The sequence below is a fragment of the Paenibacillus shunpengii genome, assembly GCF_042684905.1.
Classification (GTDB): domain Bacteria; phylum Bacillota; class Bacilli; order Paenibacillales; family Paenibacillaceae; genus Paenibacillus; species Paenibacillus shunpengii.
In genome coordinates, this window is record NZ_JBHUMJ010000002.1 from 1,835,072 (window position 1) to 1,860,372 (window position 25,301).

Here is a 25,301-nt window from a genome sequence, read left to right on the forward strand (position 1 = left end):
CACCGTTCGGGACTTGTTGACCTCTACGTTCGGGCTCGGAGTGGATATGACAGCGCCGGGCTCACCGATGATGCAAAAGATTTTTGAGCAAGGGCTCTACGCTCAGGCAGAACTGGCGGCACCAAATCCGGATGAGTGGATGCGCCGCCTAGGCACTCTCCCGCTGATGTACCAGCCCGGAGAGCGGTGGTTATACAACATCAGCGACGACGTGCTTGGTGTGCTCGTCTCCAGGGTCAGTGGCAAGTCGTTCGAGGCGTTCCTGCGAGAACGCATCTTTGAACCGCTGGGAATGAAGGACACTGGTTTCCACGTGCCCGCCGACAAGATCGATCGGCTGCCGCCTCTCTACGCCCCCGACCCACAGACCGGGGAATTACACGTGTGGGATGAGGCCGTTAGCGGACGGCACAACCAACCTCCAGCATTTCAGTCAGGCGGTGGCGGACTGGACTCAACCGTCGACGACTATCACGCCTACTTCCGGATGCTGCTGAATCACGGAATGCACGGGACTGAGCGGATCCTGTCCCGGTCCGCCGTCGAACTGATGACCACCAATCGCCTAACTTCCGAGCAACTAGCCGCCCGAGAAGCTTGGGCCCGTAATATCGTCCATTTGGCGTACGGCACCGGGCAGCACGGCGGTTGGGGCTTCGGGATGGCGGTGCGTACTTATCGTGGTGACTACGCATCTATCGGCCAGTTCGGCTGGGACGGCGGAGCCGGCACCTCCACCTACGCTGACCCGGACAAACAGCTTATCGGAATTCTGCTTACCCAGGTTGGGATGTCCACTGGGGATTCGTCACGGGTTATGCACGACTTCTGGACAACGGTCTACCAGGCAATCGAAGACTGACGCCGAGCCCGCGCGCGGGTTCGCTCGCCATCAACCCACACCAAACGACAGCCCCTTGGCGAAGCATGAACCGAAACGTTAGTTTTAAAGAAACAACAACAATCTAGGACTTATTTTTTCATCCTTGGCTGTCGCTGTTGCATCTTCTTAGGTCCAGTCTAATACTTTATTTTAATCGGACAGTTTGTTCCCGTTTGACGCATAAAAGGACTTCTCTGAATCGACGTTCAGTGAAGTCCTCTTTCGCTTGAGTAGGAGTAGAACGTTAAGCTGGTTATTAGTAGATACGATATCTGCCGCTTAATGCCAGCAGACTAAAGAAATATAGACAATTGTCATAATAGCGACGCTCGCCTTGACGGAGAGGCGTGTTCCAAAATTGGCGGACAAACTGGTCAGCATGGGGGCCGTCCGCAGCCAGTGATGCCATGGCATTGGTAGCAAGCAGACCTATTGGATGCAAGGATGGTTCGTCGAAGGGCTCACCCTCAATCGTGTATCTACGGTAATCAGAAACATCAATGTCACTGAAGAAGGACTGAATCCGATTGGATTGTTCAATCTGCCAGGGATCCTTGCGAAACCATTCCCAGTCCAAAGCAATATTCGCTGCAACCCGATATGCATCACTATAGAAATGTCTAAAATCACCGTGTGGTTGAATCGGAGCCGGAGAACCGTCATAGTTCGCATATTCAGGAGAAAGTCCAGTTACCGGATGACAGGCTGTATGCAGGTAAGCTCGGCTTGCCGCTGCTGCTTCTTTCCAGAAGGCTCGATCTCCTTCATTCGCATAAATAGCAAACAGTTCATAAAAGTGAGGAAGATGATAGGAGGGATCAGAGAATGACGATTCCGGTACAAACTTGATCAGCCGGTTATGAGGATCCCACATTGGATCGCCTTCGCCATCTTCACCTTGATGTACGCATGCTTTAAGGATTTTTCGGGCTTGTACCTTGTAATCATACGGTGCGGCGCCATCACCCCAGCGGTTCGAGGCAAATATCAGGGCCATAGCAAAAAACTCCTCACCGTCAGGTGCAGGACCTTGTGACAGACGGGTTCCGTCAGGCTTGCAATGCCACGCAAAATAATCCTTGTAGCGACCCTCAGTATGCTGCATAAACGTGTGGGAATAATTCCAGAGTCGATCGAATTCTTCTTTCTTGTCCATCTGTACAGCCATCATCATACCATAGGACATTCCCTCAGAACGAACATCATGATTGCCAGTGTCAAGCATGTAACCCTTGTCCTCATCCATCGGATAATAGATTCTTGTGTTCTCATCTCCATAGAACAAATCGTTCCATGTCTTCTCCAGTTTAGCGATAATCTCATGTTCGTCATAACCTAGTTTTTGAAATAAGTTGGTGTATGCACCTGTATTGTAAGCGCCCTGACTTAACGTATTCATTGTTGATCTCCTTTTTGTAAAGATTGTTTATGAAATTATATCATGCTTAAAGTGTATAAATTAAAGCGTTTACATAAAAAATCACAGATGTTTTATTTCCAATATTTTCTTATTTGAATTGAGATGATAAATTTGAACAAGTCCTATATTCTGTCAGGTTGTTGATAAAGGATGTAGGCGATACACTCGGAGAGAAGGAGCCATAAGACTGCCGTTAAGTACAGGTTTTCCTTCGATGTGTTGTACTTGGAGTGTAAACTCTAGCTGAAAGGATGGTGGTGATGTAACATGCTTGGCAATACAGGAGATGTAGATGAAAACCTAGAGTTAACTGCACCGCGCGATCCTGTGGGAGTGGATGAATCCTCTTTCAAGACGGACATTGATTACGATTCTCCGGCATATCTGGAACTGATTGCCCGATCTCTGCTGAACAAGGGTAACAATGTCAGATTAAAACGAGCCATCGAAAAGGCCAGACAAGGCGTTCCTGTCGTTATTGCTTACATCGGTGGATCCATTACTCAAGGAGCTGGTGCTTCACCCATTCATCTCCAAAGTTATGCCTATCGCTCTTATGAACGATTTAAGCTGATGTTCGCTCCTTCAGATGGAAATTCAATTCAGCTAGTTAAAGCGGGTGTTGGTGGAACGCCTTCAGAACTTGGTGTCGTACGTTATGAGCGGGATGTGCTCCGAGATGGTACGATTCAGCCGGATATCGTGATCATTGAATTTGCCGTAAACGATGCGGACGATGAGACTCGGGGTAACTGTTACGAAAGCTTGATTTTGAAAGCGCTTGCTAATGGTCATCACCCTGCGGTAATTCTGATGTTCAGTGTTTTTCAGAATGATTGGAACCTTCAGGACCGACTTGCTCCGATAGGCTGGTATTATAATCTGCCTATGGTGAGCATGAAAGATGCTCTTGTAGAGCAATTCGGAAAGACAAAGACGGAGGGCAACATCATATCTAAACAGCAATATTTTCATGATATCTACCATCCTACCAATGCGGGACATCGGATCATGGCCGATGCACTGGCTTATCTGTTCCAAGTGACGGATCTATCCGAACCGGATCAAGAAGAGCCGGACCTCAGAAAGACACCACTTATCGGGAACGATTATGTCAATGTAAAACTGTTAGATCGAAAGAACGGGAATCAACTCGCCCGAATCGACACAGGCAGGTTTCGGCACATCGATACGGATCTGCAGATGAGCGAGATGGATGATCATGAATACAGAACGCCACTTTTCCCGAATAACTGGATGCACGTTCCCGACAAGACAATGAGCCAAAGCTGCTTTAAGCTGTGTCTGCGATGCAAACGACTTATTCTGATCTTCAAAGACTCCGGCAGCGAGCAATTCGGAACTGCTAATATCAAGGTGGATGGCAAATACGTCAAAAAAGCGGATCCACACCAAGTGAACTGGACACATTGCCATGCCATGCTCCTGTTCGATGAGAATCAGGCGAAAGAGCATACGATTGAAATTGAAATGATGGAGGGGCATGAGGATAGACTGTTCACTATACTCGGTTTTGGATATGTCGATTAAGGGACATGCATTCAGCCAATGGGATCATGAAAGGCGTGAAGGGAGTTTATTGTACATGTTAACTTCATCAGCACCGGCGGGTTTTGACCAATACCGCGATAATATACCACGCGGAGTGATCGAGACAGCCCAGTATAACTCCACAACGGTCGGCAATGTACGTAAAGCGATGGTGTATACACCACCAGGCTATACCACGGATCTCACATACCCTGTCCTATACCTGTTGCACGGAATTGGCGGAGATGAAGGGGAGTGGTACAACCATGGAGCTCCGCAGATTATTTTAGATAATCTATACAATGACAATCTTCTTGCACCCATGATTGTTGTCCTTCCGAACGGCCGTGCTATGCCTAATGACCTTGCCGAAGGGGATCTATTTGAACCTGAGAAGATAAGCGCGTTTGAACGATTTGAGCTTGACCTTATTGATGACCTTATACCCTACATTGAGTCGAACTATTCCACAAGCACAGATAGGAATAACCGGGCGATTGCCGGATTGTCTATGGGCGGAGGTCAGTCTCTGAATATTGGACTCAGCCACCTGGACCTTTTCGCTTGGGTAGGTGCCTTTTCCCCAGCTCCGAACACCAAGACGCCGAGTCTTCTCGTACCTAATCCAGCGGAAGCATCATCGCTGCTAAACTTGCTATGGTTGTCTTGCGGATATCAAGACAATCTTATACAGATTAGTATTGACTTACATCAATACTTGGAGCAGCAAGGTGTGACACACATTTGGTATGAAGAGAGCGGAGGCCATGACTGGCCCGTGTGGAAGAACGATTTGTATCTATTCTCACAACACTTGTTCAAATAACCAGACAGTAGGAAGATCACGGTATTACTGGGCTACAAACCAATCTATTAAAATATCAGGAGGTAGTTTACCATGTTCAAATTCAGTAAAAAATTGTTGACGGTTGTTCTTGCCGCTTCTATGAGTTTTGGAGTATTTGCCGCAACTTCAAGTGCTGCGACGGATTACTGGCAGAATTGGACAGATGGTGGAGGAACCGTTAATGCCGTGAATGGCTCTGGTGGAAACTACAGTGTAAACTGGCAGAATACCGGCAATTTCGTTGTGGGTAAAGGCTGGACATACGGTACGCCTAATCGGGTAGTTAACTACAATGCCGGCGTATTTGCTCCTTCCGGTAACGGATATTTGACCTTTTATGGTTGGACCAGAAATTCACTAATCGAGTACTACGTAGTAGACAACTGGGGAACCTACCGTCCTACTGGAACATACAAAGGCACAGTGAACAGTGATGGCGGCACGTATGACATCTATACAACTATGAGATACAATGCACCTTCTATTGACGGTACTCAAACCTTCCCTCAGTACTGGAGCGTAAGACAAACCAAGCGGCCTATTGGTGTAAATTCCACGATCACATTCAGTAATCATGTTAATGCATGGGCGAGCAAAGGTATGCACTTAGGCAATAGCTGGTCCTATCAGGTTATGGCTACTGAGGGATATCAGAGCAGCGGTAGCTCTAACGTGACAGTCTGGTAACGAGATCAAATGAAGTGAAGCACTTGTAATATTGATATTCATAGAGCAAGACAGGTCCCTGGACCTGTCTTGCTCTCAACGTAGGGCTTAAAGGAGATTATGGAATGAGAAAGCTGATCCTGTGCTTATGTATTATGGCAGCCGCTGGCTTGAGCGCTTGTTCAACGAATGAATCTGATGTAAGCGATGATTTAGTATACGTAGAAGGTGGAACGTTTAAGAGCAGCAAGTCTACTTTTAGTGATTCAGACATAACGATTTCCGATTTTTATATTGGAAAATATGAAGTAACTCAGAAGGAATGGATGGAGATTATGGGAGAGAATCCGTCCGGCTTCAAAGGAGATGATCTGCCGGTTGAAACGGTAAGCTGGTACGATGCCGTGGAATACTGCAATCAGCGAAGTCTTAAGGAGAATTTGAAACCTTACTATAACATCGATAAGAGTACTATTGATACGAAGAATAAGAATGAGAACGATCATTTGAAATGGACGATTACCATAAACGAAGATGCTAATGGTTATCGCCTGCCGACTGAGGCTGAGTGGGAATACGCTGCAAGTGGAGGCCAGAAAAGTCAGAATTATGCCTATAGTGGAAGCAATAACCCAGATGAAGTGGCATGGTACTGGATAAATGCAGGGGATAACATATTAACCGGTGATTGGAGCTGGCCGGCCATCGAGAACAATCGAAATCAAACGAAGAAAGCTGGATCCCTGAAAGCCAATGAGTTAGGGATTTATGATATGTCCGGTAATGTGCGAGAATGGTGCTGGGACTGGTACAGTCACCCCGAAAGCCCGGAGAATACTTGGCGTGTGGTAAAGGGCGGCGGTTGGATCGGCGGCGTTAACAATAATGAGATCTCCTTTCCCGGAAAATTTGATGCGAATGGTTTTGGTCCGGATCAGGGCTTCCGAGTGGTTCGAGGAAAGTGATCGGCTCCTTCACAACCGAAGGATACGTGTAGACAATATCAGTAATGGAGGTAACTAGTATTCACGAAGAAGCAGTCGATGATGAACTGCTTCTTTTTGTGTTTATAGTATTGTGCAGTATTCGTTATAATGGAGTTATTGGTATAAGAAAGGAATGTAAGTATGAAGAAAGTCATCGTCATAGGAGCAGGAATACTGGGTGCATCAACCGCTTACCATCTAGCGAAGCTTGGTGCAGAGGTCTTGGTTATAGATCGTAAGGATGAAGGTCAGGCCACCGATGCTGCAGCAGGAATTATATGCCCTTGGTTATCACAGAGGCGTAATCGGGCCTGGTACCAGCTCGCAAAGGGCGGAGCGCGTTATTACCCTGATTTAATCAACAGCTTGGAGAAAGAGGGCGAGACAGAAACAGGTTATGCCGGAGTCGGTGCCCTTAGTATTCATCACGATCCGGACAAGATTGGTAAAATGGAGGAGCGGGCACAGAAGCGGAAGCTGGACGCACCTGAGATCGGTGAAATTATGCAGAAAAGTACGGATGAGACCCATCGGCTCTTCCCACTGCTAGCAGAAGGGTACCACGCTGTGTATGTTAGCGGAGGAGCAAGAGTAGATGGACGGGCACTGCGTGATGCGCTTCTTCGGTCGGCGGAGCGTAACGGGGCCAAGCTTATTAATGGAGATGCCGCTATGAAGTATGAATCAAACCGGGTGACGGGAGTATCAGTGGGTCAAGAACGTTACTCTGCGGATGAAGTCATCGTGTGTGCTGGAGCATGGGCCAACGCCTTGTTTGCACCCTTGGGCATTCATTTTAAAGTGACCTACCAGAAAGCACAGATTATGCACCTACAGGTTCCTGAATATCAAGACACGGGCAATTGGCCTGTCGTTATGCCGCCAACGGATCAATATCTGCTGTCTTTTGATGAGCAAAAAATAGTCATCGGTGCGACACATGAGAACGATATCGAAGGCTATGATATCAGGGTGACAGCTGGAGGGATGCAGGAAATTCTGGACAAAGGGCTGGAGCTCGCTCCCGGCTTGGAGAACAGTACTTTTCAGGAGGTTAGAGTAGGATTTCGTCCATTTACGCCTGGATTTCTCCCTGTAATCGGAACTGTTCCTGGCTGGCATGGTCTTATCACGGCAAACGGTCTTGGTGCCTCTGGACTTACGATGGGACCCTATATCGGGAATCAGCTCGCCAAGCTGGCACTTGGAATGGAGCTGGACATCGACCTAGAGGATTATGATGTTCGTAAAGCGATGGAATAGAACTAGACGAAGAGAAGCCTACATTTCTCCAAACTATAGGGAGGGGAAGCAGGCTTTTCTTTACTTTACTTTACTTCACTTTAATTTCTTTCAGTTATTGATCTGTTCGGATGAAGCGACAACAAGTGTCTTAGATTGTCATCAATAAATTTGCTATCGACACTGTTGATTCCGCGACCGGCAAAGTGGCCCCAGATCGATTCAATTGGATGAAGCACAGCATTTGGTATAAGCTTAGCCTCGTATTCATTTTCGTCTGAAGTACAAAATAGATCCGTACTCCCTGGCATAATGCAGGCTTGTGCTTTTATGTTCTGTAATGCCTTATCAAAATCTCCTTTATAGACCGGATTAGCACTTATATCTGCATTTTGGCCTGTCCATAGCATGGCAAGGACATTGTGCGGATCCATCTTCATAAAGCTGTCATCCCAAACGCCAGCCACAAAATCCTCTAGTGCGTCAAATCCCATATCACGATAAAGTCCTTCTCTGTAATAGGTTTGGGATAGCCCCCATCCCGCATAAACTCGGCCAACGCTGCGCATATGTGCAGAGGTCAATAGGTTTACTTTACTTGAATCGAAGTCAATAGCAGCCATAAGTGCAGCCTTCATCCCGTCAAGGACCACATACGCTTGCGGCCAAGTCTTTGCAGCTCCACAGAAAGGTGCAATTCGTTCCACCATGTCGGGGTAACTTGCCGCCCATTGAAATGATTGGATACCGCCCATCGACCATCCAACCACGAGTGCTATCTTTTCAATGCCGAATTTTTCAGTGACCAGCCGATGTTGGAAATTCACGTTGTCATAGAGCGTAACTTGTGGAAAATGTCCCCGGTCGAAAGGCGGAGCTGTGTTGCTCGGAGACGAAGACAGTCCGTTTCCAAGCAGATTTGGAATAATAATAAAATATTTCTGTGGATCCAGTGCCATGCCGTTTCCAATTAACCATTCATTCTGAACATGCTGGTCGCCAAACGCTGTTGGATAGACGATCACATTATCCTTCTTATCGTTCAATACTCCATACGTCTTATAAGCAAGAAATGCGTTCGGTAATGTCACTCCTGATTGCAAAGTAACGTCACCGAGATCAAAAACCTCGTAATCCATTGTTTTACTGCTCCCTTCAACTTGAACCCTATATAAATTACAAATGCATTTGTTGTTGTTAGTATAGAGCTATGCTACTCTCAATAAAAGTGAACAGAATTCACAGCAATGTTCAATAATATTGAAAGTTAAAATGGAGGCTGCAGGATGGAATTGCGTCAATTGAATACGTTTCGCACGGTTGCTTCAACTTTGAATTTCAGTCGAGCTGCAGAGGCTCTGAATTATGTCCCTTCCAACGTTACGATGCAGATCAAAGCATTGGAGGAGGAGCTTGGCGTCCGTCTATTTGACCGATTGGGCAAACAACTCGTGCTCACTTCAGCGGGTAAGTGATTCCTAACTCATGTTCAAAGTATTTTAGATCAATTGGATGAAGCTCGGAGTGCCGTTCATGAAAACGATCATTTAATAAGCGGGACCCTGACGATCAGTGCCAACGAGGTTCTGTGTGCCTATCGTCTTCCCACTGTATTTCAGCAATTTCGTTCGCGGTATCCGGGAGTTCGGCTTATTTTCCGCTCTGTGCCTAATCAGGAACTTAAGCAAACGCTCTTTGAGGGAACTGCGGATGTCGTTTTTATGCTGGATGAAGGCATTCTATCGACGGGGCTTACAGTGGAACCGCTGTTAGAAGAGACGTTTCGCTTTTTCGTTGCTCCAGACCATCCACTGGCAGAACGAAATGTACTACAGCTAGAAGATTTTCACGGAGAAGTGTTCCTGGTCAATGAAAAAGGTTGTACCTATCGTACTATGTTTGATGCTCGTTTGAGAAAAAGGGAATTGATGATATTACCTATTTGGAGTTTCAAAATGCGGAAGCGATTAAACAATGTGCAATGGCTCGGATCGGCATCGCCTTTCTTCCCGAAATAACAGTGGGAGCCGAGGTAGAACGAGGTGAGCTCATTGCACTTCCATGGCAAATCCCTGACTTGCACGTATATACGCATATGGTATGGCATAAAGACAAGTGGATGTCCCCCGTCATATTATCTTTTATAGAAACAGCGAGGGAAGTGATAGCTGTTGAAGAGGGGAATTCAGCGATTACCTCGTAAATTCACCAATTGTACAGCGTGGAGTGGGAACAGGGAATCCGGCTATGGTTTATGACACCAACTTAAAAACAGGAGAACTGCAAATTAGGCAGTTCTCCTGTTTAATATAAACAGACACGAAAACGGTTATTTTCTGTATACACGTACCGGCAGTGAGGAGAGCATTTTACCTGCGGCCGATGGCGTCAGGTTCTCTTCCAGGTTAAAGCCAGGGACCGGCTCGATTCGGGCGAACTTATCCATAAACATGCTGATTCCTGTAATGGCCTCCAGTCTAGCGAGCGGTGCTCCAAGACAGAAGTGAGGTCCGTTGCCGAAGGTTAAGTGCTGCTTGTTATTCGGTCTATGAATATTTAAAGTAAACGGATCTTCGAATACTTCGCCATCCATATTCGCTGCACTCATCCAGGCAACCACGACGTCTCCTTTCTTCAGGTCAACACCAAGAAGATTATTATCGGCTTTGACCGTGCGGTCCATCTTCGCAATGTTGAATCGGTACCGCAGCATTTCCTCCACCGTATTTGGAAGCAGTTCCCGCTGATCCCGGACTTCTGCATAGATTTCATTATTGTCATATAAGAAGGAATAGAACGTATTGGCCAGCAAATGGCTAGTTGTTTCTATGCCTGCACCAAGAATAAACATCGTCGTTCTGACAATATCATCATCGGATAACTGGTCTCCGTCCACTTCTGCCCGGATCAAATCCGATATGATATCATCCGACAGATTGGATCTTTTTTGGACAATATAAGGGTAGAGATAGGAATAGTATTCAACAGCGGCTTTGCGTTTACGCTCATTTACCGTTTCTTGGTTCTCCTTGGGCATAGGAAGGAACAAGTCATATACCCATTGCTGAAATAACATTCGGTCTTTGGTAGGGACGCCTAACAGATCAGCAATAACAATGGTAGGCAGGGCACTGGCAAAGTCGTCGACAATGTCAATGACGGGCTTGTCCTCCATGGAGTCAATCAGCTCGCTTACGATTTCCTGGATTCGAGGCTCCCATAGCTTCAAGCTGCGAGGGGTAAAGGCAGCAGCCAGGAGGGAGCGGCTCTTTCGGTGTTCGGGAGGGTCTGTCATCAGGTTGAATTTTCCGGCGTGCTTACCTTCATCGACATCGGCGCCGACACTGATGGTCGTACGCATTCTGACGTTAGAGAAATGCTCATAATCGCTCAGTACACGTTTAACATCGTTATATCGGAATACATTCCACGTGTTGGTTGCCTCGTTATAGCTGACAGGATCGTTCTGCAGCTTATCCTTATACCAGGCATATGGGCTGAATTCCTCTGACGACGACTTGAATTCGGTGATTTCCTCCAAGGATATAATTTCATTGTTCACGATGAATCCCTCCACTCTGTTTGAATAACATATAACTATGTTAGTTTAACATATATAAAAATGCGCAGACACATTCGAAGGACCCATGACCATCAGCCCGATGAACGTTTTTTTGTCGAATATAGATTGAAGATGAAGTAAGGAATTTGGTAAGCTTACAATACCTTAGTGAACTAAGATACTACACCATATAAGGGGTTTACATTATGTACATTGAGCTGCTTATACTCATCCAGATCGAAGAATCTCCTAAACATGGTTACGAAATTAAGAAGGAAATCCAGAAGGATCTAGGATATTTGACGGATGTGAACAACAACATGCTGTATCCTGCTTTGAGAAAGTTTACGGAGGAAGGCTTGGTCACGAAGAGAATGAATGAGCATAGCGGGGGGCCAACTCAGTATATATACGAAATTACGGAGAATGGGAGGAGACGAATAACGGAGCTGGTCAATGTATTTACAGAGAGAGATGCGAAGCATCATTCGGAATTCTTGATCCGAGTGTCTCTATTTCGATATATTTCACCAGATAACCGGCTGCGTATTTTAACTATGCGGATGAAGGATCTTGAACAGCTCTTATCTGATTTGGAGGAAAGACTGGAGCCGCATAATATTGATTGTTACCGCGAAGAAGTGCTTCGTCTATCTATATTTAAGCTAAAGGCTGAGCAGGACTGGATCCATAAATTAATGGAGAAAGTGGTTAGAGAAGCAGAGTAGTGTAAACCTTCATATCATCTGTGGCAAATGAATCTGGAATATCAGCAAAAGGCACGCAGTTACTGCGTGCCTTTATTATTTCGAATACCATTGAGAATATAACCAATGGCTTGTTCTGCTGCTTCCTCTGGGGAGTAATTCTTCTCTATTGGATTAAGGAACGGATTGCTTAACGAGAAGATTAAAGTTCCCATGACAAAATTGATGGTCATCTCTAGTGACTCGTATTCAATTACCCCTCGCTCCTTGCCAGCCGTAAGAATCGCTCGAAGCTCGTCCCAGGAGGGGAGGAATACATCCGTCATCAGATCCAGTCTCGGACTCTTGAGGAAGAGCTCCTGCTGAAGAATGGTGATCAGCTCGTGCTCATCGTACCTGAATAAGACAAAGGATCTGCAAAAATCAATCAGAGCAGCTAACGGCTTCGATAAGTCGTACTGATGATTCTGAGTCGTCTCCCTAATGGGATCAAATAAGGCGAAGAACACCTTCTCCTTACCGCCAAAATGATAAGACACAAGGGCCAGCGAAACCCTTGCTTCTTCACAGATTTGCCTGACCGTTGTCGCTTCATATCCTTGTGATGAGAACAGCTTCTTGGCTGCTTTCAGTATTTGATCTTTTACATGTTTGTTTTTTTCCTGGTCGTCCTTCGCAGGGCTCATAGGTCAATATACTCCTTTAGCTGTTAAGGAAATCAGGATGCTCATAGCTGGGATTAGGATACTTGTAGAAGCCTTCTCCCGTTGCAACGCCAAGCTTGCCCTTATCAATATAATCGGTCTTTAGCAGCTCTGCAACTTTCTCCAAATTCGGATTCCCTGTAGCCTTCGCTTTCGCAAGAACGATGTTATAGGCTGTAGTTAGACCAACCACGTCAAGAATCGCAAAAGGTCCCTTCGGTGCGCCTGTACCGACCATCCAGGTTTTGTCAATCGTTTCCGGATCGGCAATCTCTTTAACCAAAAGAAGCTCAGCTGCATCTAACAATGGAACAAGCAGGGAGTTGAGAATATAGCCAGGCTGCTCCTTGTGCAGTGGAAGGGCCACCATACCAATGGCGCGAGCAAACGCAATTACGTCCTCGAACACCTTCTCATCGGTACCTGGATGCTTCATTATCTCCGCTGTGTTGTTCTTCCAGATCTCATTAGCGAAGTGGAGGGCAAGAAATTGAGCTGGACGCCCCGTAGCTTCTGCAAACTGACTTGGCAGCAGAGTAGAAGAATTGGATGCAAAAATGGTATGTGCGGGTGCGACTTCTCCGAGCTTCTTGTAGAAATCCGTCTTAATCGGCACAATCTCTGGAATGGCTTCAATAACCAGATCCGCGCTTGAAACGGCTGCACGGAGGTCAGAGTTGAAGGACATGCGCTCGTAAGCAGCATCTACCTCCTGCTGAGTTGCACCCATATCCTCCTGATACCGCGCTTTAAGCTTCGAGATCCGATCCTTCGCTTTATCCAACGCTTCATCATTGATATCATAAACGGTTACTTGAAATCCATAGAATGCGGTCTGGTAAGCGATTTGACTTCCCAAGACACCGCTGCCTGCTACTGTAATATTTGTGTAGTTCATCTGAATCTCTCCCTCTAAGTTGAGTTATATATTATTTGAACATTTGTTTTGAACAAAAGTTCAAATAATGGTTTACCCTTAAACTACTCGTCTGTTCACAATTTGTCAACATTTTAGCGCATTATTGTGATGTATCTTACTGGAAAAACAAATAAAAAAAGTCCAAAGGTAATTATAATTTACCCCGGACTTCGCAATTATAGTATGGCGGCTCTTTATGTATGGACGTAAGATTCCAGATTATTGTTTATTTCAAAATAAATAATGGCCTGCTCCATGAAAATAACAATTTCCTCTTTGATCGGGTACAGATTAAGATCTGATGAAGCTGCCTCAGATCGTCTTGCCTCCCAGAACTTATCCGCAAGCTCTGTATTCCCTTGGAACATTTCATTCGATAGTAGAAGTGTATCCTCAGCGATGATTTGAGCGTCCCGTGAACTTGGTGACTTATTTTCCTCCAGACAAATTTCAATTCGTTTAATCAAATTAATCCATTTCGTTAATTGAACAGGGTCGTTCTCCATTTTTGGTAATTGATTAGTAAGTACGGTTTGCTCATCCTCTGTGAACCACTCTTCCATGACCTTTTTCTTTCTTTTTTTTCGTTCTTCAGCTTCGTTATCATTTGACAGCAGAGGCAGCAGCAGATCCCATTTTATTTCAGTCTGGAGCTTCGTCATGTTAATCAGCGTATTTGTGTGAAGAAGTGAGTGCTCTAGCCGAGTTAATTCATATTCAAGGTGGTTCTTGTGAACACGTAGCGTTTTTTCAATAGACAGCTGATTAATTAGTTTTTTGATATCTTCGAGTGACATAGAGGCAGACTTAAGCAGTAATATTTTTTCAAGCAGCAACAAGTTATCTGGCGTGTAATGACGCTTACCGTTTTTGTCTTTGAATGAAGGCTGCACCAGCTCAATCTGATCATAATAACGAAGGGTTCTTAGCGAAACATTCAGCTTTTTAGATACCATACCCGTAGTTAGAAAATCCATTATGTAACTCCTCCTAAAAAAAGCTTGCAGGTTACGTAACGTCACCATTTAACCTGAATTTATCACACAATGAGTTCTAGGGGGAATGAATTTGAAGAAACAAATCTTTGCATCTATGGAGTGGTCATTTAAGGAGCTCGGATTATTACTGCTGCTTGTCTTGGTTATTGTTCCAGTCACCATTGAGTATTTACTGCAAGACTTTCTGCATGAATGGTTTCAAAACAGCTTATATTCGGGTACCTTAACCGGCTTGATCATGGCCATCATTTTTATAGCAGGCGTGTATTTCATTGCGCTTAAGCCTCATGAGTTAAGGTGGACAGACAATGGTTTACAAGCTTTTTCTAAATCATATTGGGGATTTATCGTAATCTGGTTCATCGCATTAATTGCATCCAGCATTCTCATATTGATCCTGATGGAACTATGGGGAATAGGTACAGAGAATAGCAAAACAGAAAGTCTTCAGCAAAATATAAGCCTGCTCACAATACTGATCGGATTTGTCTCTGCAGCGATTGTATCACCTGTGTATGAAGAGATTTTTTACCGCGGATTTTTATATAAGTGGTTCCGGGTTAAATGGGGAGTTGGAGCCGGATTAATTCTAAGCTCCATTATCTTTACTATCGTTCACATTCCTACATATAACACCTTGCCTGTCAATTTTGTATCCGGAGTGATTTGTGCATGGTGCTATGAGAAAACGGGGTCGATCGTACCAAGGATGATTGTACATGGAGGGTTTAATGGACTGGCTGTAATTCTAACAGCGCTCTGACTTGAATTGCAATTCAAGAATATTTAAGGTGTTAAATTGAAGCGTTATCATGATAGAATTGCAAGTATTACATAGGAATTGAAGTGTTGGAGAGGGGAATGAAGCATAATGCTGCACAGAATGAATTTAGAAGGGGTCTGGAATCTGCAGCTGGATGAGCAGAAGCAGGGTCTACAGCTGCCATTTGCAGATAGCATCACACTGCCGAATACGACATCCCATGCCCAGAAAGGGAAGAAGAATACAGAGGTCAAGATCGGGGCCTTAACCGATGAATATGCTTTTGAAGGTTATGCTTGGTTTGCTAAAGAGGTCGAAATTCCGGAGAACCTTCAAGATAAGCCTTGCTTTCTATTTTTGGAGCGTACACGTGTCACTACAGTTTGGGTCGATGGAGAAGAGCTCGGGACACAGAACAGCCTAAACACTCCACATGTGCACGATCTTACGGGAACCCTAACCGAAGGGAAGCATACCATTACGATCCGTGTAGACAATACGAATTACCCGACCAAAGGAGGACATATGACTTCCGAGGATACACAGACCAATTGGAATGGAATCACGGGTCGAGTAGAGCTGCAGTTCTACAGTCATCATTATATAGAGAACATTCAAGCTTATACCGATCCGGTGAATAAGTCGGTTACGCTGACAGCCCGTCTTATAGGCAGCTGGGATGCAGCTAAGCTCCATATCTCGGCAAGCAGTTCCAATACAGATGTTAGGCATACGGTCAGAGAGCAAACGATTCAATTAAGCTCGAATAACATATCGGTTACTTATGATATGGGTAATGATGCTCTGCTGTGGAGTGATCTCGAGCCTAATTTGTATGAGCTGAAGATTGAATTGAAAGCGGTTAGCGGTGAAGTGCTGGATTCTCATCATGTCTTCGTTGGACTTCGTGAATTCACAGCAGCTGGAGATAAGTTTGCGATCAACGGGAAGAACACATTTTTACGCGGCAAACATGACGGTTTAATTTTTCCACTTACTGGATACGCTCCAACCGATGTGGAAGAATGGCTCAGAATCATGAAGATTTCAAAATCTTATGGTATTAATCATTATCGCTTTCATACCTGCTGTCCGCCGGAAGCTGCATTTATTGCAGCAGATATGTTAGGGATTTATATGGAGCCGGAGCTTCCGTTCTGGGGAACCATTACAGATGAGACGCATGAACAGCATAATCAGGCAGAACAGGATTATCTAATAAGTGAAGGCTACGCCATGCTTCGTGAGTTTGGTAATCATCCTTCATTTGTGATGATGTCGCTCGGTAATGAGCTATGGGGGAGTAAAGATAGATTAAATGAGATCTTGAAGCAGTATAAAGACTACGATTCGCGGCATTTGTATACAGAAGGGTCGAATAATTTTCAATTTGTACCTGTCATTCTGGAGGAAGACGACTTCTACTGTGGAGTTCGCTTCTCGAAGGATCGTCTGTTCCGAGGCTCCTATGCGATGTGTGATGCACCACTTGGACATGTGCAAACCGATCTACCAGGCACGATGAAGGATTATGATGAGCAGATTGTCCCTTCTGCTAAGACAGAAATCGAAGAGCTTTCAGCGGATACGCAGTCTATCCAGATTCAATATGGAACTGAGATGCGTACTGTGCAGGCAGAGACAGCGGAGGAGCAGTTAATTCCTCATATTCCCGTTATCTCTCATGAAATTGGGCAATATGCGACCTACCCGAATTTTAAGGAAATTGAGAAATATACCGGGTCACTAAAAGCGAGAAATTTCGAAGTGTTCCGTGATCGACTTGAAGCGAAGGGATTAGGACATCTCGCCGAGGCATACTTCGAGAACTCTGGAAAACTAGCTGCAGCATGTTATAAGGAAGAGCTGGAAGCTGCATTTCGGACAAGACGGCTTGCTGGTTTCCAGCTGCTGGACCTGCAGGATTTCAGTGGGCAAGGAACCGCGCTAGTTGGAATGCTGGATGCATTCATGGATTCCAAAGGACTGATCACGCCAGAAGAGTGGAGAACATTCTGTTCGGATGCCGTCCTGCTGGCTCGATTTGAACGATACAATTATGAAGCCGGAGAGTCTTTCGAAGCTGCTATCGAGCTAAGTTATTATCGGACGGAATCCATTGATAGTAAAGTGCTGAAGTGGGAAATGTTAAGCAAGGGAACGTCTCTAGCGGAAGGAGAATTAATTGTACCCGCAAGTCCAGATTCTAATCATATACAGATAGGTACGATTCTGATCCAATTGCCAGAGGTTGAAGTAATGACACAGGTCGAACTCAAGCTGACTATCGAGGAAACTGATATTTATAAGAATTATGATCTTTGGGTTTACCCCGAGCACACAGAGCTCGACTGGACAGGGATTCACTTGTTCCGGGAGCTTAATGATCAGGCAAAAGAGCTGCTGGAGCACGGAGAAGATATATTGCTGCTTCCAGACCCGGCGTCATTGACTCATTCCATTGAAGGTACCTATTGCACGGACTTCTGGTGTTATCCAATGTTTCGATCCATATCAGAAAGCATGAATAAGCCGACACCTGTTGGAACGATGGGACTATATATCGATAACAAGCATCCGGTGTTCGAACATTTCCTAAGCGAGACTTATTCTACCTATCCATGGTGGAATATCGTTATGAATTCCCGCTCCATCATATTAGATGAGACTGAATCTAAGCTTGAGCCCATCGTTCAAACCATTGACAATTTCGAGCGTAATCATAAGCTGGGCTTATTATTTGAGGCTCGTGTATCCAAGGGCCGAGTATTCGTGGGTACCTTTGATGATAAGAAGATCGCACATACACCGGAAGGAAAGCAATTCTTGCTTAGCATCCTGCATTACGTGAAAAGTGATAACTATAGGCCGGAAATTGAATTACACTATGATGAGCTTGAGAAACTGCTCTAAGATTCACTGTTTTTTAAGAACAATTCATTGATATCGTGCAAAGGAATAAAGCCGCCTCAGCGGCTTTATTGCTTTTTATCTTTGTTGTGTGCATTAAATGCTCATGTGTCTGACTCCTAATCTCTCAAACATGAATAATCTATTAATATATCAAAATAGAGGTGATGAGTTGATGAGTAGCCGATTGGTAGACATGAGAATTGCACAGGATAGTACTGTCGATGTGCCTGGTTTAGCTTTAACTTCCTCAATGGGGGAATATGTATTTGGCAATATCGGATTACAGACTACGTCCGTCTCACCCCAAGAAGCCGGTAATGTAAGGGTAATGTTAAACGCTTACTTGAGACTGGCAGCGCCTGGACCTAATGGACCTTATACATCGGATGTTACGTTTCGAATTTACCGAAACGGGACGCTCATATTTACAACTGTCAATCCAGGAACAGGAGATATGAACGAGATACGTTATGTAATGATTGGCATTACTGCCGTAGATTTTCCTCCCGTGCAAGATGTCCTAGCTGGTCAAATACAATATATCATCGCTGTTTCAACAACCCGGGATGCAGCTTTAGGTGCTCGTTCATTTGCTTGGACTGCAGTGGTGGGCTGAGGACACGGAAAAATAAGATTAACAATATATACTGCCAATTCTGAGTCAATTATAAGTGCTTATTTGTTCAGCACCCATCATTTCTTATGATGCTAAATTCGTTTTTTTGACAAAAATATTATTTAATGAGTAAGATAGTTGTATGACTATCAAACCATTAACGATAGATGATGAGAAGAGAGCGCGAATCTTCAAGGCTTTATCTGAGAAGAAGCGCATCGAGATTGTCCGTTACCTGATGCAAAGTCCACAACTCAATAGCTGCGGAGAGATTGGAAGGACGCTGGGTATGGACAAGTCTAATGTCACTTATCATCTGAAAATTATGAATGATGCTGAGCTGATTCATGTCGTGAGAGAAGGACAGAATAAGAAGATTCATTTAGTAAAGGATATGTTTAATACAGCAGTACCCGGTTTCTTGGATAGCCTATAAGGCTGAAGAGAAACCTTTATTTTGGATTTATAGTTTGAAAGTTTTAGAACTTTACAATACTTAAGAAATGAGTGATATCCATTATGATGAACCGAAAGATCTTACTCCATTCAAGACCTCAAGGCTTGCCAACCGAAGATACTTTCAAATTTGAAGAAGCACCGATCCAAGAACCAGAAGAAGGTCAAGTGTTGGTTAAATCGATTTATTTGTCCGTAGACCCTTACATGCGCGGACGGATGAATGATTCTAAATCCTATGTACCTCCTTATCCGCTTGGTGAAGTAATTACCGGTGGCGTAGTTGGAGAGGTGATCGAATCTCGATCTGATCAATTCAGTAAAGGTGACAAAGTATTAGGTATGCTTGGATGGCAGCTGTATAACGTAGCTGATGCGGACAAGCTGCAGCAGGTTGACGAGAACATCGCGCCACTATCCGCATACCTAAGTGTAATCGGTATGACCGGACTAACTGCTTATTTTGGACTTATGGACATCGGCCGTCCCAAGGCAGGGGAAACGGTTGTCGTCTCTGGTGCGGCCGGCGCGGTTGGCTCCATTGTCGGACAAATCGCCAAAATCCAGGGCGCGCATGTGGTAGGTATTGCAGGGTCTGATGAGAAGACAGATTGGCTTACCAAGGAGCTTGGATTCGACGCAGCTATCAACTACAAGACGACTCCTAATATGAAGGAAGCGCTAGAAAAAGCCTGCCCTAACGGTGTTGATATTTATTTCGACAATGTGGGAGGAGACATCTCCGATGCGGTTATGACCCAATTAAATGATTATGCGCGTATCCCGCTGTGCGGCGCAATCTCATCTTATAATCAAGAAGAGGGCAGTGATGTTGGTCCTCGGATTCTAACGAAATTGATCAAGACCCGCTCTATGATTAAAGGCTTTGTGCTTGGCGATTACGCAGACCGCTTACCGGAAGGCGCGAAGATGCTGGGACAATGGTTAGCGGAAGGCAAGCTTCGATATGAAGAAACGATTCTTGAAGGCTTTGATCGTGTTCCCGAAGCATTCCTCGAGCTATTCCAAGGCACAAACATTGGTAAAATGCTCGTCAAAGTTGAATCAACAGAATAATATGATTGAAAAATCTAGTCATCTTTACGATTGTAAAAAATCTGTGGAGATGGCTATTTATGTGATGTTTGAATGACTTAAGTGGAAATATCACGCGTTGTTAGCAGAAATACTGGCTGGATAATGAAATCCTCGTTCTGTTGAATTGTATCGAATACTCAAGAGAGACGAATAATAACTGTACAAAAATTCATCGAATGATTATTTTCATGCGGCAAATAAAAATGTATAATAATCGATACGTCTGTTAAAAAGGAGTACGAGCTCCTTCCGTAAATCAGGTGTAACTATGAAAAAGAAGACCGTAAGAGGAGGACATATGAAAACAACAAAGGTCTCATTTTTTATTCTGTCGCTGGTGCTGCTTCTAGTAACCGGCTTGTCCGGATGGGCGGGAGGTGCTTCAGCACAGTCGAATTCCGGAAAAACCTATGTAATTGGAACAGACATAACATTCGCACCGTTTGAATTTCAAGATATCAACGGTGATTTTGTCGGTATCGACATAGATCTGTTAGATGCAATTGCGAAGGATCAGAATTTTCAGTACGAAATTAAACCGCTAGGGTTTAATGCGGCAGTTCAAGCGCTGGAGTCGAATCAAGTCGACGGCGTTATTGCCGGTATGAGTATTACAGACGAAAGAAAACAGAAATTTGATTTTTCAGAGTCTTATTTTGAATCCGGGGTTGTTATGGGTGTCGGTGCTAATAACGATACCATTCAGAGCTATGAGGACCTGAAAGGGCATAAAGTAGCCGTCAAGACGGGTACAGAAGGATACAGCTTCGCTGAGTCTATTTCGGAACAGTACGGATTCACCATTGTACCTTTTGATGATTCCTCACAAATGTATGATGATGTGAAGACCGGCAATTCAGTTGCTACTTTTGAAGACTATCCGGTTCTGGCTTACGGGGTAACTCAAAACAACGGACTGAAGATCGTAACGGATAAGGAAGAAGGCGGTTCCTACGGGTTTGCGGTTAGCAAAGGGCAGAATCAAGAGCTGCTGCAAAAGTTTAACGCTGGACTCACAAACCTTAAAGCGAGCGGAGAGTATGATCAGATCCTAGAGAAGTATTTAGGTGAAGGCGAAGGGGTACCTGCTCCAACCTTAAGTCGCGGCGAACTGATGTTACAGTCGATTCCACCGCTATTGAAGGGGCTTGGACAAACACTGATTTATACAATTGTATCCTTGTTCTTTGCCTTTATTCTTGGTTTGATCTTCGGGCTTATGAAGGTTGGACAAAACAAAGTCCTGCGCTTCATCGCAACTGTGTTCGTTGATTTATTCCGTGGTATACCGCTTATCGTACTCGCATTCTTTATTTACTTTGGTATTCCACAGGCATTTGGCTTTACGATGCCGCTGTACCTGGCTGCCATTCTGACACTCAGCTTGAATGCAGGTGCTTATGTAACAGAAATTATCCGCGGCGGGATTCAATCCATTGATCAAGGTCAGATGGAAGCGGCGCGCTCACTTGGACTGCCTTATCGCACATCAATGATGAAGATTGTCATTCCACAGGCGATCCGTGTGATGATTCCTTCATTTATTAACCAGCTGGTTATTACACTCAAGGATACGTCGATCCTATCCGCGATCGGACTGGTCGAGCTGACTCAATCCGGTAAGATTATTATCGCGAGAACGTTCGCATCCTTTGATATCTGGCTGATGGTTGCCATCATGTATCTGATTGTCATCACTATTCTAACTAAAATTGCTAGCTCGCTGGAGGTGAAACGTAGTCGTGGGTAAAGTTCGTGTTGAAGGCTTGAAGAAAAGCTATGGCTCAAATGAAGTACTTAAGAACATTGATATGTCTGTCAACGAGGGTGAAGTGGTGTGCGTCATTGGTCCTTCCGGATCAGGAAAAAGTACGCTCTTACGCTGCATCAATAAGCTCGAAGAAATTACGGCTGGACATGTTATTGTGGATGATCAGGATCTTAGTGATCCCAAAACAGACATAAACAAAGCTCGAGAAAACATCGGAATGGTGTTCCAGCATTTTAATCTGTTTCCGCATTTTAATGTATTGAAGAACATCATGTTTGCTCCGATGGAGCTCGGTAAAATGAATGAGCAGCAAGCACGTGAGACGGCTACGCGCTTACTGCAGCGTGTCGGTCTATCCGAAAAAGCGGGTGCTTATCCATCCGAATTATCGGGTGGTCAGAAGCAGCGGGTAGCGATTGCCCGTGCACTCGCGATGAACCCGGATGTCATGCTGTTTGATGAACCGACTTCGGCGCTTGACCCTGAGATGGTGGGTGAAGTACTTGGCGTTATGAAGGACCTTGCGCGTGAAGGCATGACGATGATGATCGTGACGCATGAGATGGGATTCGCACGTGAGGTTGCGGACCGGGTCATCTTCATGGATGGCGGTTATATTATTGAAGAGGGTACACCGGAGGAAGTATTCGGTAAACCGAAGCATGAGCGTACCATCAGCTTCCTGCAGAAAGTGCTCTAATTCATCATTAAATTATAATAAGAACCTTCGAGGCTTGGCGGCAGTGCCGCAGGAACTCGGAGGTTTTTTTATATTGTCATCGTATAACCTGGTCGACGAATTCCTTAAGAAGAGGAAGCCGTGTATAATAAAACAAGCATGCTTGGACGGTGTAAACTGTTCACAGCTGCCGAAGTATAACATGTCTGAGGAACATACCACCGACAGCAGAAAGGACTATCCATTATGACAAAAAAGCTTTACTACGATTCCGCTTATACGACCCAATGGGAGACCCGGATTATAGATGCATGGCAGCAAGACGACAGCTGTTACATTCAGCTCGAAGAAACGGCCTTTTATCCTCATGGGGGAGGCCAGCCTTGTGACATCGGGACGATTCACGGGATTGCGGTACTGGATGTTACTGCCGATGGAGATCAGATTGTACATAAGGTTGAATCCTTGCCTGAATCGAGTGAGGTTAGCTGCAGGATTGATTGGGACGTCCGGTTCGATCATATGCAGCAGCACAGCGCACAGCATTTGCTGTCCGCTATATGCCTTGAGCTCTATAAATGTCCGACACTCAGCTTCCATCTGGGAGCCGATTACTGCACAATTGATGTAGAAACAGCTGAGCTGGGCAGAGACCAAATAAATACAATTGAGCAGGAAGCGAACCGCCATATCTATTTGAATCATCCAATTCTTAGCTATTGGGTGACCGAAGAAGAAGCTTCTGGAATCAAACTGGTCAAGCAGCCTACAGTAAAGGAAAACATCCGCATCGTGGAGATGAAGGATGTAGAATACAATGCCTGCGGAGGCACCCATGTATCCTCGACCGGTGAGATCGGAATAATCAAGCTGCTCAAGACAGAGAAGCAGAAAGGGAATACACGAATTTATTTTACAGCCGGCTATCGAGCTCTGAAGGAATTCAACTTGTATGGGCAGATCATCAGCACGTTATCCTACCGATTCAAAGCGGGTAAGGAAGAGCTTATCGAGCGGCTAATGAATTGGGAGAAAGAACATAAACAGCTGCAAACGGAGATAGCTAAACTTAAAGCTCAAAATGATGAGTATCTTGCGCATCAAATGATTAGCGATGCCACTGAGATTTTGATCGGTCATACCTTCGAGGACAAGACACTTAAGGATCTACAAGGGTTAGCAAATAAATTAACCTCAATTACGAACAAACCGGTACTGCTTGCCACAGCTACCGAGAATAAAGTGATCCTCTCTCAGAGTAAAGAAGCTGCTCCGTCTTGCGGGAAGTTTTTTAAGGAGCATTTGGCTGACTTTAAGGGGAAAGGCGGAGGCAGCGATGTAATGGCTCAGGCGGGCTTTGATAGCTGGGAAGATGCTGCTGCATTTTTTGAATTTACATCTCAATATCTAATAGATCAGAAAGAGCTCTGAGGCTGTACCACATTCTACTTCCCATATATTAAGTTAACAAGAATGTACTAAGGAGGAGGAAATATGAGTCTTCAACAAGGTGCTCGACAAAAGCTGGAACATTTGATCAAAGAGTATGATTTCACTCATGCGGCTGAATATGTAATTGAACATACACGGCAAGGGGTAAGGTTGAAGAAGTCGAAGAAAGAGGATTATACTCATCCTTGTGTGTCAAGAGTTGGCGGAGATCCTGATCTGCCGTCATCTATTGTCTGGCCTCAGGCAAGCAGTGGTACGCCTATGACATTTCTTGCCCAGCTGAATTTGGATGAGATACATAAGTATGATGAATCATCCTTGCTGCCATCTAGTGGCATGCTCTATTTTTTTGTAGGTATTGATGAGCCTGCCTTCAACATTGAACACCAAGTATTATTTGTGCAGAGGGATGAACTAGATGGGGCGGCAAGACGTAAATCTCCCAATATAACCACTTTGGAAGGCAAGTTTACTGGCTATCAGCTGGAAGCCAGATCTTCACTAGAGCCTCCAAATTATGCATACGTGGATTATGATGTGATAGAGGACGAGGAACATGATTATGAAGAGTATGAGGACCTGAGTTTCGCGATTAGAGACAGACTTCGTGAAGATGTTGTTCAAATATTTGGTTATCCAGAGGGACAGCATGATGATGCAGAATATGAAGCAGCCTTAATGCTGTTGACCGGAGAGCAGTACAAATACAGTACAGAAGAAGCGTTGAAGAAGATCTCCGGGAAGCTTGCAGGCGGAGAGGCGGCAGCGATGCAAGAAATTCAGGATACACTTATGCTGCTGGAGATCGATTCTGATGATGATATCGGATTTCTGTGGTGGGACGCGGGAGTATTACAATTCTTTATTCGCAAGGAAGATTTACTCGCTGGCCGGTTTGATCGAACGTATTGTTCTCTATATTCCAGCTGAAGCAATCGGAGATTGCTGGACGAGGGAATTTGTATAGGTAAGAAAATGATATGAGGGAAAGGGCCGTGATGGAGCGGCTCTTTTTGTTTTCTAATTCCTGAACAAGGTTGACTTGGACAAAAAAGAATTGACAGTATT

Annotated in this window: 22 protein-coding genes and 1 pseudogene; 17 read left to right on the top strand and 6 right to left on the bottom strand. The window is 44.8% G+C overall.

Annotation, left to right across the window (positions count from 1 at the left end):
* The coding region (locus ACFSVM_RS08560; RefSeq protein WP_379261435.1) for a serine hydrolase domain-containing protein at positions 1–862 on the top strand (862 nt) is incomplete at its 5' end.
* 277 nt (positions 863–1,139) lie between these two features.
* Here the strand turns inward: ACFSVM_RS08560 and ACFSVM_RS08565 are convergent.
* A complete protein-coding gene (locus ACFSVM_RS08565) occupies positions 1,140–2,282 on the bottom strand; it encodes a glycosyl hydrolase family 8 (RefSeq protein WP_076310805.1) in 1,143 nt (380 codons plus the stop codon).
* Between the two features lie 288 nt (positions 2,283–2,570).
* Here ACFSVM_RS08565 and ACFSVM_RS08570 point away from each other — a divergent pair, with 288 nt between their 5' ends.
* The 5 genes from ACFSVM_RS08570 to ACFSVM_RS08590 all read left to right on the top strand — a co-directional run bounded on the left by ACFSVM_RS08570 (position 2,571) and on the right by ACFSVM_RS08590 (position 7,616).
* Positions 2,571–3,854 (top strand): SGNH/GDSL hydrolase family protein, encoded by a 1,284-nt coding sequence (locus tag ACFSVM_RS08570; RefSeq protein WP_090722505.1) that lies wholly within the window; start codon positions 2,571–2,573, stop codon positions 3,852–3,854.
* Positions 3,855–3,909: 55 nt separating this feature from the next.
* The gene (locus tag ACFSVM_RS08575; RefSeq protein ID WP_090723753.1) at positions 3,910–4,680 is read left to right on the top strand and encodes an alpha/beta hydrolase; all 771 of its coding nucleotides are present in this window, start codon (positions 3,910–3,912) and stop codon (positions 4,678–4,680) included.
* Between the two features lie 72 nt (positions 4,681–4,752).
* Positions 4,753–5,388, top strand: coding sequence for a glycoside hydrolase family 11 protein (locus tag ACFSVM_RS08580; RefSeq protein ID WP_047913822.1), 636 nt, complete (start codon positions 4,753–4,755; stop codon positions 5,386–5,388).
* A gap of 104 nt (positions 5,389–5,492) precedes the next feature.
* Positions 5,493–6,332 (top strand): formylglycine-generating enzyme family protein, encoded by an 840-nt coding sequence (locus tag ACFSVM_RS08585; RefSeq protein ID WP_076310803.1) that lies wholly within the window; start codon positions 5,493–5,495, stop codon positions 6,330–6,332.
* Between the two features lie 162 nt (positions 6,333–6,494).
* On the top strand, positions 6,495–7,616 hold the full coding sequence (locus tag ACFSVM_RS08590) for an NAD(P)/FAD-dependent oxidoreductase (RefSeq protein WP_090722503.1): 1,122 nt from the start codon (positions 6,495–6,497) through the stop codon (positions 7,614–7,616).
* 80 nt (positions 7,617–7,696) lie between these two features.
* Here the strand turns inward: ACFSVM_RS08590 and ACFSVM_RS08595 are convergent, their stop codons facing one another.
* Positions 7,697–8,734, bottom strand: a complete 1,038-nt coding sequence (locus ACFSVM_RS08595) for an alpha/beta fold hydrolase (RefSeq protein ID WP_090722502.1) — start codon at positions 8,732–8,734, stop codon at positions 7,697–7,699.
* A 147-nt stretch (positions 8,735–8,881) separates the two neighbouring features.
* Between ACFSVM_RS08595 and ACFSVM_RS08600 the strand changes: the two are divergent.
* A pseudogene (locus ACFSVM_RS08600) lies at positions 8,882–9,798 on the top strand (LysR family transcriptional regulator).
* Between the two features lie 126 nt (positions 9,799–9,924).
* Here ACFSVM_RS08600 and ACFSVM_RS08605 read toward each other — a convergent pair.
* Complete coding sequence (locus ACFSVM_RS08605) at positions 9,925–11,157, bottom strand: cytochrome P450 (protein ID WP_090722500.1); 1,233 nt, start codon at positions 11,155–11,157, stop codon at positions 9,925–9,927.
* Between the two features lie 206 nt (positions 11,158–11,363).
* Here ACFSVM_RS08605 and ACFSVM_RS08610 point away from each other — a divergent pair, with 206 nt between their 5' ends.
* Positions 11,364–11,885: a PadR family transcriptional regulator gene (locus ACFSVM_RS08610; protein ID WP_090722498.1), complete on the top strand. Its 522-nt coding sequence runs from the start codon at positions 11,364–11,366 to the stop codon at positions 11,883–11,885.
* Between the two features lie 59 nt (positions 11,886–11,944).
* On the opposite strand, the gene ACFSVM_RS08615 is transcribed toward ACFSVM_RS08610, so the two are convergent.
* The 3 genes from ACFSVM_RS08615 to ACFSVM_RS08625 all read right to left on the bottom strand — a co-directional run bounded on the left by ACFSVM_RS08615 (position 11,945) and on the right by ACFSVM_RS08625 (position 14,464).
* Positions 11,945–12,550 carry a TetR/AcrR family transcriptional regulator gene (locus ACFSVM_RS08615; protein WP_090722496.1) on the bottom strand — a complete coding sequence of 202 codons (606 nt, stop codon included), beginning with the start codon at positions 12,548–12,550 and terminating at the stop codon, positions 11,945–11,947.
* Positions 12,551–12,566: 16 nt separating this feature from the next.
* Positions 12,567–13,466: a 3-hydroxyacyl-CoA dehydrogenase gene (locus ACFSVM_RS08620; RefSeq protein ID WP_076310796.1), complete on the bottom strand. Its 900-nt coding sequence runs from the start codon at positions 13,464–13,466 to the stop codon at positions 12,567–12,569.
* Positions 13,467–13,681: 215 nt separating this feature from the next.
* On the bottom strand, positions 13,682–14,464 hold the full coding sequence (locus ACFSVM_RS08625) for a MerR family transcriptional regulator (RefSeq protein WP_379261441.1): 783 nt from the start codon (positions 14,462–14,464) through the stop codon (positions 13,682–13,684).
* Between the two features lie 85 nt (positions 14,465–14,549).
* Here ACFSVM_RS08625 and ACFSVM_RS08630 point away from each other — a divergent pair, with 85 nt between their 5' ends.
* From ACFSVM_RS08630 to ACFSVM_RS08670, 9 genes are all read left to right on the top strand, one after another.
* Entirely contained in the window at positions 14,550–15,248 is a 699-nt protein-coding gene (locus tag ACFSVM_RS08630) for a CPBP family intramembrane glutamic endopeptidase (protein ID WP_379261443.1), read from the top strand.
* A gap of 108 nt (positions 15,249–15,356) precedes the next feature.
* Entirely contained in the window at positions 15,357–18,161 is a 2,805-nt protein-coding gene (locus ACFSVM_RS08635) for a sugar-binding domain-containing protein (protein WP_379261445.1), read from the top strand.
* A 172-nt stretch (positions 18,162–18,333) separates the two neighbouring features.
* Positions 18,334–18,777: a hypothetical protein gene (locus tag ACFSVM_RS08640; RefSeq protein ID WP_379261447.1), complete on the top strand. Its 444-nt coding sequence runs from the start codon at positions 18,334–18,336 to the stop codon at positions 18,775–18,777.
* A 142-nt stretch (positions 18,778–18,919) separates the two neighbouring features.
* The gene (locus ACFSVM_RS08645) at positions 18,920–19,213 is read left to right on the top strand and encodes an ArsR/SmtB family transcription factor (RefSeq protein ID WP_379261449.1); all 294 of its coding nucleotides are present in this window, start codon (positions 18,920–18,922) and stop codon (positions 19,211–19,213) included.
* A gap of 83 nt (positions 19,214–19,296) precedes the next feature.
* Positions 19,297–20,310: an NADP-dependent oxidoreductase gene (locus ACFSVM_RS08650; protein ID WP_379261451.1), complete on the top strand. Its 1,014-nt coding sequence runs from the start codon at positions 19,297–19,299 to the stop codon at positions 20,308–20,310.
* A 319-nt stretch (positions 20,311–20,629) separates the two neighbouring features.
* Positions 20,630–22,081: an amino acid ABC transporter substrate-binding protein/permease gene (locus tag ACFSVM_RS08655; RefSeq protein WP_379261453.1), complete on the top strand. Its 1,452-nt coding sequence runs from the start codon at positions 20,630–20,632 to the stop codon at positions 22,079–22,081.
* Positions 22,074–22,802 (top strand): amino acid ABC transporter ATP-binding protein, encoded by a 729-nt coding sequence (locus ACFSVM_RS08660; protein WP_379261455.1) that lies wholly within the window; start codon positions 22,074–22,076, stop codon positions 22,800–22,802. The genes ACFSVM_RS08655 and ACFSVM_RS08660 overlap by 8 nt, the downstream gene beginning before the upstream one ends.
* Before the next feature lie 225 nt (positions 22,803–23,027).
* Positions 23,028–24,212, top strand: a complete 1,185-nt coding sequence (locus ACFSVM_RS08665; RefSeq protein ID WP_379261457.1) for an alanyl-tRNA editing protein — start codon at positions 23,028–23,030, stop codon at positions 24,210–24,212.
* A gap of 63 nt (positions 24,213–24,275) precedes the next feature.
* Positions 24,276–25,163, top strand: a complete 888-nt coding sequence (locus ACFSVM_RS08670) for a YwqG family protein (RefSeq protein ID WP_379261459.1) — start codon at positions 24,276–24,278, stop codon at positions 25,161–25,163.
* Positions 25,164–25,301 lie beyond the last annotated feature (138 nt).

Coding starts and splice junctions, on each gene's coding strand:
- ACFSVM_RS08610 (WP_090722498.1), top strand. CDS start 11,364: ATGTACATTGAGCTGCTTATACTCATCCAGATCGAAGAATCTCCTAAA.
- ACFSVM_RS08570 (WP_090722505.1), top strand. CDS start 2,571: ATGCTTGGCAATACAGGAGATGTAGATGAAAACCTAGAGTTAACTGCA.
- ACFSVM_RS08670 (WP_379261459.1), top strand. CDS start 24,276: ATGAGTCTTCAACAAGGTGCTCGACAAAAGCTGGAACATTTGATCAAA.
- ACFSVM_RS08640 (WP_379261447.1), top strand. CDS start 18,334: ATGAGTAGCCGATTGGTAGACATGAGAATTGCACAGGATAGTACTGTC.
- ACFSVM_RS08595 (WP_090722502.1), bottom strand. CDS start 8,734: ATGGATTACGAGGTTTTTGATCTCGGTGACGTTACTTTGCAATCAGGA.
- ACFSVM_RS08655 (WP_379261453.1), top strand. CDS start 20,630: ATGAAAACAACAAAGGTCTCATTTTTTATTCTGTCGCTGGTGCTGCTT.
- ACFSVM_RS08620 (WP_076310796.1), bottom strand. CDS start 13,466: ATGAACTACACAAATATTACAGTAGCAGGCAGCGGTGTCTTGGGAAGT.
- ACFSVM_RS08580 (WP_047913822.1), top strand. CDS start 4,753: ATGTTCAAATTCAGTAAAAAATTGTTGACGGTTGTTCTTGCCGCTTCT.
- ACFSVM_RS08615 (WP_090722496.1), bottom strand. CDS start 12,550: ATGAGCCCTGCGAAGGACGACCAGGAAAAAAACAAACATGTAAAAGAT.
- ACFSVM_RS08565 (WP_076310805.1), bottom strand. CDS start 2,282: ATGAATACGTTAAGTCAGGGCGCTTACAATACAGGTGCATACACCAAC.
- ACFSVM_RS08625 (WP_379261441.1), bottom strand. CDS start 14,464: ATGGATTTTCTAACTACGGGTATGGTATCTAAAAAGCTGAATGTTTCG.
- ACFSVM_RS08635 (WP_379261445.1), top strand. CDS start 15,357: ATGCTGCACAGAATGAATTTAGAAGGGGTCTGGAATCTGCAGCTGGAT.
- ACFSVM_RS08650 (WP_379261451.1), top strand. CDS start 19,297: ATGATGAACCGAAAGATCTTACTCCATTCAAGACCTCAAGGCTTGCCA.
- ACFSVM_RS08575 (WP_090723753.1), top strand. CDS start 3,910: ATGTTAACTTCATCAGCACCGGCGGGTTTTGACCAATACCGCGATAAT.
- ACFSVM_RS08630 (WP_379261443.1), top strand. CDS start 14,550: ATGAATTTGAAGAAACAAATCTTTGCATCTATGGAGTGGTCATTTAAG.
- ACFSVM_RS08645 (WP_379261449.1), top strand. CDS start 18,920: ATGACTATCAAACCATTAACGATAGATGATGAGAAGAGAGCGCGAATC.
- ACFSVM_RS08590 (WP_090722503.1), top strand. CDS start 6,495: ATGAAGAAAGTCATCGTCATAGGAGCAGGAATACTGGGTGCATCAACC.
- ACFSVM_RS08665 (WP_379261457.1), top strand. CDS start 23,028: ATGACAAAAAAGCTTTACTACGATTCCGCTTATACGACCCAATGGGAG.
- ACFSVM_RS08585 (WP_076310803.1), top strand. CDS start 5,493: ATGAGAAAGCTGATCCTGTGCTTATGTATTATGGCAGCCGCTGGCTTG.